Genomic DNA, 4,563 nt, shown 5'->3' on the forward strand with positions numbered 1-4,563 from the left:
GTCGAGACCAGCATGCCGATGCGATAGGCCGCGACATAGGACGCCATGCCGGCGGCCTGTTCGCTCTCGGGCAGGCTCTCGACCCGGAACGCATCGACCACGATATCCTGCGTCGAGGACATCGCCGCGACCAGCAGCGCGCCGAGCGCCACGAACAGCGGCGAGCGCGCCGGGTCGGTCAGCGCCAGCAGCAGGATCGCGATGATCAGCAGCAATTGCGAAAACACCAGCCAGCCGCGCCGGCGGCCGAATCGGCGCGTGAACAGCGGCACATGCAGCGCATCGACCAAGGGCGCCCAGAGAAATTTCAGCGTGTAGGGCGTGCCGACCAGCGCGAACAGGCCGATGGTGCCGAGATCGACACCGGACTCGCGCATCCAGACCAGCAGCGTCGACCCCGACAGCGCCAGCGGCAGGCCCGAGGAAAAGCCGAGCAGCAACACAATCAACACCCGCGGTTGCAGATATACGGCGAGGCTCTCGCGGAAGCTGGCGCGGGGCTTCGGAGCGGCAGGATTGGCAGGTGAGGACTTGGCTTCCGGTGCGGTCATGGAGGGGTGTTAGCAGATTCGGGCGAAAAAGCTGTCATCGTCCGCGAAGGCGGACGATCCAGTATTCCGCGAAGTCAGAGTTCAACAACAACCCCCACGGAATACTGGATACCCCGCCTTCGCGGGGTATGACGGAGAAATGGGTGAGGACAGAAAAGCCTAAGCGCCGGCTATTCCTGGATAGAGATCGTCCCAATTTGGATTGAGCTCTTCAATCAATCGGATTTTCCAGGCTCTATTCCACGCCTTCAATCGCTTCTCGCGCCTGATCGCGTTTTCGACATCATCGAATTGTTCAAAATAGACGGAGCCTGTCGACTCCGTATTTCTTCGTAAAGCCTTTTACCGATTTCAGGCGATGCTCGGCTATGCGACGGATGAGATCGTTGGTCACGCCGATGTAGAGCGTACCTCCGATCTTGTTTGCAAGGATGTAGACGTAGAAGCTGCGTGCGCCCATCGGCGGTCTCTGGAATACTGGGTCGCCCGGTCAAGCCGGGCGACGACAGCTTTGGTTACTCCCCCGCCTGCAGCTTGCGGGGCAGCGGAAACAGCTCGGGCGCGGCTGGTTTGACCAGGCGCGGGGTCTCGGCGGGCGCTTCGGTCTTGCTGAAATCCAGTTCCTCGATCCGGCCCGCGCGTTTTTCGATCTTGTCGGCGGAAATCAGGATCTGGCGGACATCCTCATTGGCGTCGGAAAAGTGCTTCTGCAGCTTCAGCACGCGGTCGCGCAATCGTCCGAGATCGTCGCCGAGATTGAGCACCTCGGTGCGGATCTGGTCGGCGGCATCGCGCATCCGCGCGTCTTTGAGGATCTGCTGCATCACCTGGATCGCCAGCATCAGCAGCGACGGCGACACCAGCACCACCCGGGCGCGGTAGGCCTTCTGGATCACATCGTCAAAGCCATCGTGAATCTCGGCGTACACCGACTCCGACGGCACGAACATCAAGGCCGTGTCCTGGGTCTCGCCGGCAATAAGATATTTCTCGGCGATGTCGCTGACATGCTTCATCACGTCGGCGCGCAGCCGCTGCGTTGCGAATTTCTTGTCCTCATCGGTTCGTGCGTCGTGCAGCGCGGTGATCGCCTCCAGCGGAAATTTCGCGTCGATGCACAGCGGCCGCTGGTCGGGCAGGAACACCACGCAGTCCGGCCGCTTGCCGGTCGAGAGCGTGTGCTGGAATTCGTAAGCCCCCTTCGGCATCCCGTCCTGGACGATCGCTTCCATCCGCGCCTGGCCGAACGCGCCGCGCGATTGCTTGTTGGCGAGCACGTCGCGCAGCGTGGTCACCTGCGAGGTCAGGTCGGTGAGGTTCTTGTGCGCATTGTCGATGATGCCGAGCCGTTCATGCAGCACGCGCAAACTATCCATGGTGTTGCGGGTGGTCTGCTCCATCGACTGGCCGACGCGGTGGGTCACTGAATCCAGCCGTTCGTTGACGGCGCGCGCCATGTCGGCCTGCCGGCCGGCCAGCGCCTGCCCCATCGCGTCGACGCGGCCGGTGGCTTCGCTCTGGGCGCGGAGCATCTCGCTCAGGCGGTCTTCCAGCTCGTCGGCGCGCATCGCCTGCGTCATCGCGAAGTCCGCGCCGCGCCGCGCCGAGCGTGCGATCACGATGGCGATGGTCGATAGCAGCACCAGCGCCAGCGCGCCAAAGCCGATCAGCGCCGCGCCGGTGCGGACCGGCAGGTCGCCGATCATGAAAAGGATATCGTTCATGCCGCCCTTGTAACCGATTCGGTCGCCAGCGCGAACGAAGAGGGAACATTTATGGTGAATGGCGGGTAAATTTTTATGGTTAATGCCGGCTTAAGATTCATGGTTAACCAGACGTCAACAGGCCGGCGGCTGCGGATTGACCCCGGCAAATCAGCAGCTTAAATCGCCCGCCGACGTACTTAGAGAAGTCGTACCTAGAGAAGTTATGGCCATCAGAGAAATCATCATCCTGCCCGACAAGCAGTTGCGGCTGGTCTCCAAGCCCGTCGTGAAGGTCACCGCGGAGGTGCGCCAGCTTGCCGACGACATGTTCGAGACCATGTACGACGCGCCGGGAATCGGGCTCGCGGCGATCCAGGTCGCGCAGCCGCTGCGGCTGATTACGATGGATCTGGCCAAGAAAAGCGAGGACGGCGAGACCACGCCGCAGCCTCGCGTCTTCATCAATCCCGAGATTCTCTCGTCGTCGGAAGAATTATCGGTCTATGAGGAAGGCTGCCTGTCGATCCCCGAATATTACGAGGAGGTCGAGCGGCCGGCGAAAGTGCGCGTGCGCTTCACGGATCTGGACGGCAAGGTGCATGAGGAGGACGCCGAGGGCCTGTTCGCCACCTGCATCCAGCACGAGATTGACCATCTCAACGGCGTGCTGTTCGTGGATTATCTGTCGAAGCTGAAACGCGACCGCGTATTGAAGAAGTTTACCAAAGCCGCCAAGCGCGGGGCGGAGTAGTTTCGTTGCCGAATTGCTAATTTCTCGTCATGCCCGCGCTTGTCGCGGGCATCCACGCCTTTCTTAGTCGACACCAGGACGTGGATGGCCGGGACAAGCCCGGCCATGACGGGTAAAACGGACATCCTCTCGTAAAGGCACGAATCTTTATATGTCCCTTCGACTGATCTTCATGGGCACGCCGGATTTCGCGGTGCCGACGCTGCTGGAGCTGGTGGCCCATGGCCATGAGATCGCGGCGGTCTATACCCGCGCGGCGAAGCCCGCGGGACGCGGCATGAAACTGCAGCCGACGCCGGTCGAGATCGAGGCCACGCGCCTTCGCATTCCCGTGCTCACTCCGGCGACGTTGAAGACGCCGGAAGCACTTGAAGCATTTCGCGCCTATCAAGCCGACGCGGCCGTGGTCGTCGCCTATGGCATGATCCTGCCGCAAGCCATTCTCGACACCCCAACACTCGGCTGCTTCAATCTTCATGCCTCGCTGTTGCCGCGCTGGCGTGGTGCTGCGCCGATCAACCGCGCCATCATGGCCGGCGACACCGAGACCGGCGTGATGGTGATGAAGATGGATATCGGCCTCGATACCGGCGATGTGGCGATGGCCGAGCGCCTGGCGATCACCGATGCGATGACGGCGGCCGATCTGCACGACGCGCTGGCGCCGCTCGGTGGTGACCTGATGGTGCGCGCGATCGGCGCGCTGGAACGCGGCAGGCTGCAACTCACCCCTCAAAGCACCGAAGGCGTCACCTACGCCGCCAAGATCGACAAGGCCGAGGCGCGGATCGACTGGAACAAGCCTGCGCGGGAAGTGCTGCGACATATTCATGGGCTGTCGCCGTTTCCCGGCGCGTGGTGCGAGCTGGTGATCGACGGCGAGCCGGCGCGGATCAAGATCCTGCGCGGCGAGATCGCAGGCGGCTCCGGCGCGCCAGGCGACCTGCTCGACGATCGCCTCGCGGTCGCCTGCCGGCAGGGCGCCTTGCGAATTCTCGAACTGCAGCGCGCCGGCAAGGGCGCGATGAAGGCGGAAGAATTTTTGCGCGGCACGCCGCTCAAGGCCGGGACGCGCTTTTCGTGAACCCGTTATCCAAACTGTCATACGCGGGCTTGACCCGCGTATCCATCTATCTTCACAAGAGTCTTGCTAGGATGATGGATTGCCGGGTCAAGCCCGGCAATGACGAGTGAGACAGATCGCGCTGATGCCCCGCTACAAGCTCATCATCGAATATGACGGCGCGCCGTTCTGCGGCTGGCAGATCCAGGACAATGGCGCCTCGGTGCAGGGCGCGCTGGAGATCGCGGTCAAGGCGATCTGCGGCGAACAGGTTCGGGTTCACGGCGCGGGCCGTACCGACGCCGGCGTGCATGCGCTGGCGCAGGTCGCGCACTGCGACATTGCCAAACATTTTGTGCCGGGCCGGTTGCGCGACGGCCTCAATGCGCATCTGCGGCCGCATCCGATCGGCGTGCTCAGCGCGGAGATCGTGCCGGATGATTTCGAGGCGCGGTTCTCAGCCAAACGACGGCATTACCTTTATCGCATCAG

General features: G+C 62.6%; 5 protein-coding genes and 1 pseudogene. 3 read left to right on the forward strand and 3 right to left on the reverse strand.

What is annotated here, in order from left to right:
• The 3 genes and pseudogenes from ABR948_RS28455 to ABR948_RS28465 form a co-directional block, all read right to left on the reverse strand.
• A partial coding sequence (locus ABR948_RS28455; protein WP_428124465.1) for an MFS transporter occupies positions 1–551 on the reverse strand: 551 nt, incomplete at its 3' end.
• A gap of 159 nt (positions 552–710) precedes the next feature.
• Positions 711–1,011 (reverse strand): annotated as a pseudogene (locus tag ABR948_RS28460) (GIY-YIG nuclease family protein).
• A 55-nt stretch (positions 1,012–1,066) separates the two neighbouring features.
• Positions 1,067–2,275, reverse strand: coding sequence for a DNA recombination protein RmuC (locus tag ABR948_RS28465; protein ID WP_428124467.1), 1,209 nt, complete (start codon positions 2,273–2,275; stop codon positions 1,067–1,069).
• A 205-nt stretch (positions 2,276–2,480) separates the two neighbouring features.
• On the opposite strand from ABR948_RS28465, the gene def reads away from it, so the two are divergent.
• The 3 genes from def to ABR948_RS28480 all read left to right on the forward strand — a co-directional run.
• Positions 2,481–3,008 (forward strand): peptide deformylase, encoded by a 528-nt coding sequence (def, locus tag ABR948_RS28470; protein WP_428124469.1) that lies wholly within the window; start codon positions 2,481–2,483, stop codon positions 3,006–3,008.
• Positions 3,009–3,159: 151 nt separating this feature from the next.
• Positions 3,160–4,092, forward strand: coding sequence for a methionyl-tRNA formyltransferase (gene fmt / locus ABR948_RS28475; RefSeq protein WP_428124471.1), 933 nt, complete (start codon positions 3,160–3,162; stop codon positions 4,090–4,092).
• A 124-nt stretch (positions 4,093–4,216) separates the two neighbouring features.
• A partial coding sequence (locus ABR948_RS28480; protein ID WP_428124473.1) for a tRNA pseudouridine synthase A occupies positions 4,217–4,563 on the forward strand: 347 nt, incomplete at its 3' end.

The organism is Bradyrhizobium sp. (genome assembly GCF_050014615.1).
In the GTDB taxonomy this organism is placed as follows: domain Bacteria; phylum Pseudomonadota; class Alphaproteobacteria; order Rhizobiales; family Xanthobacteraceae; genus Bradyrhizobium.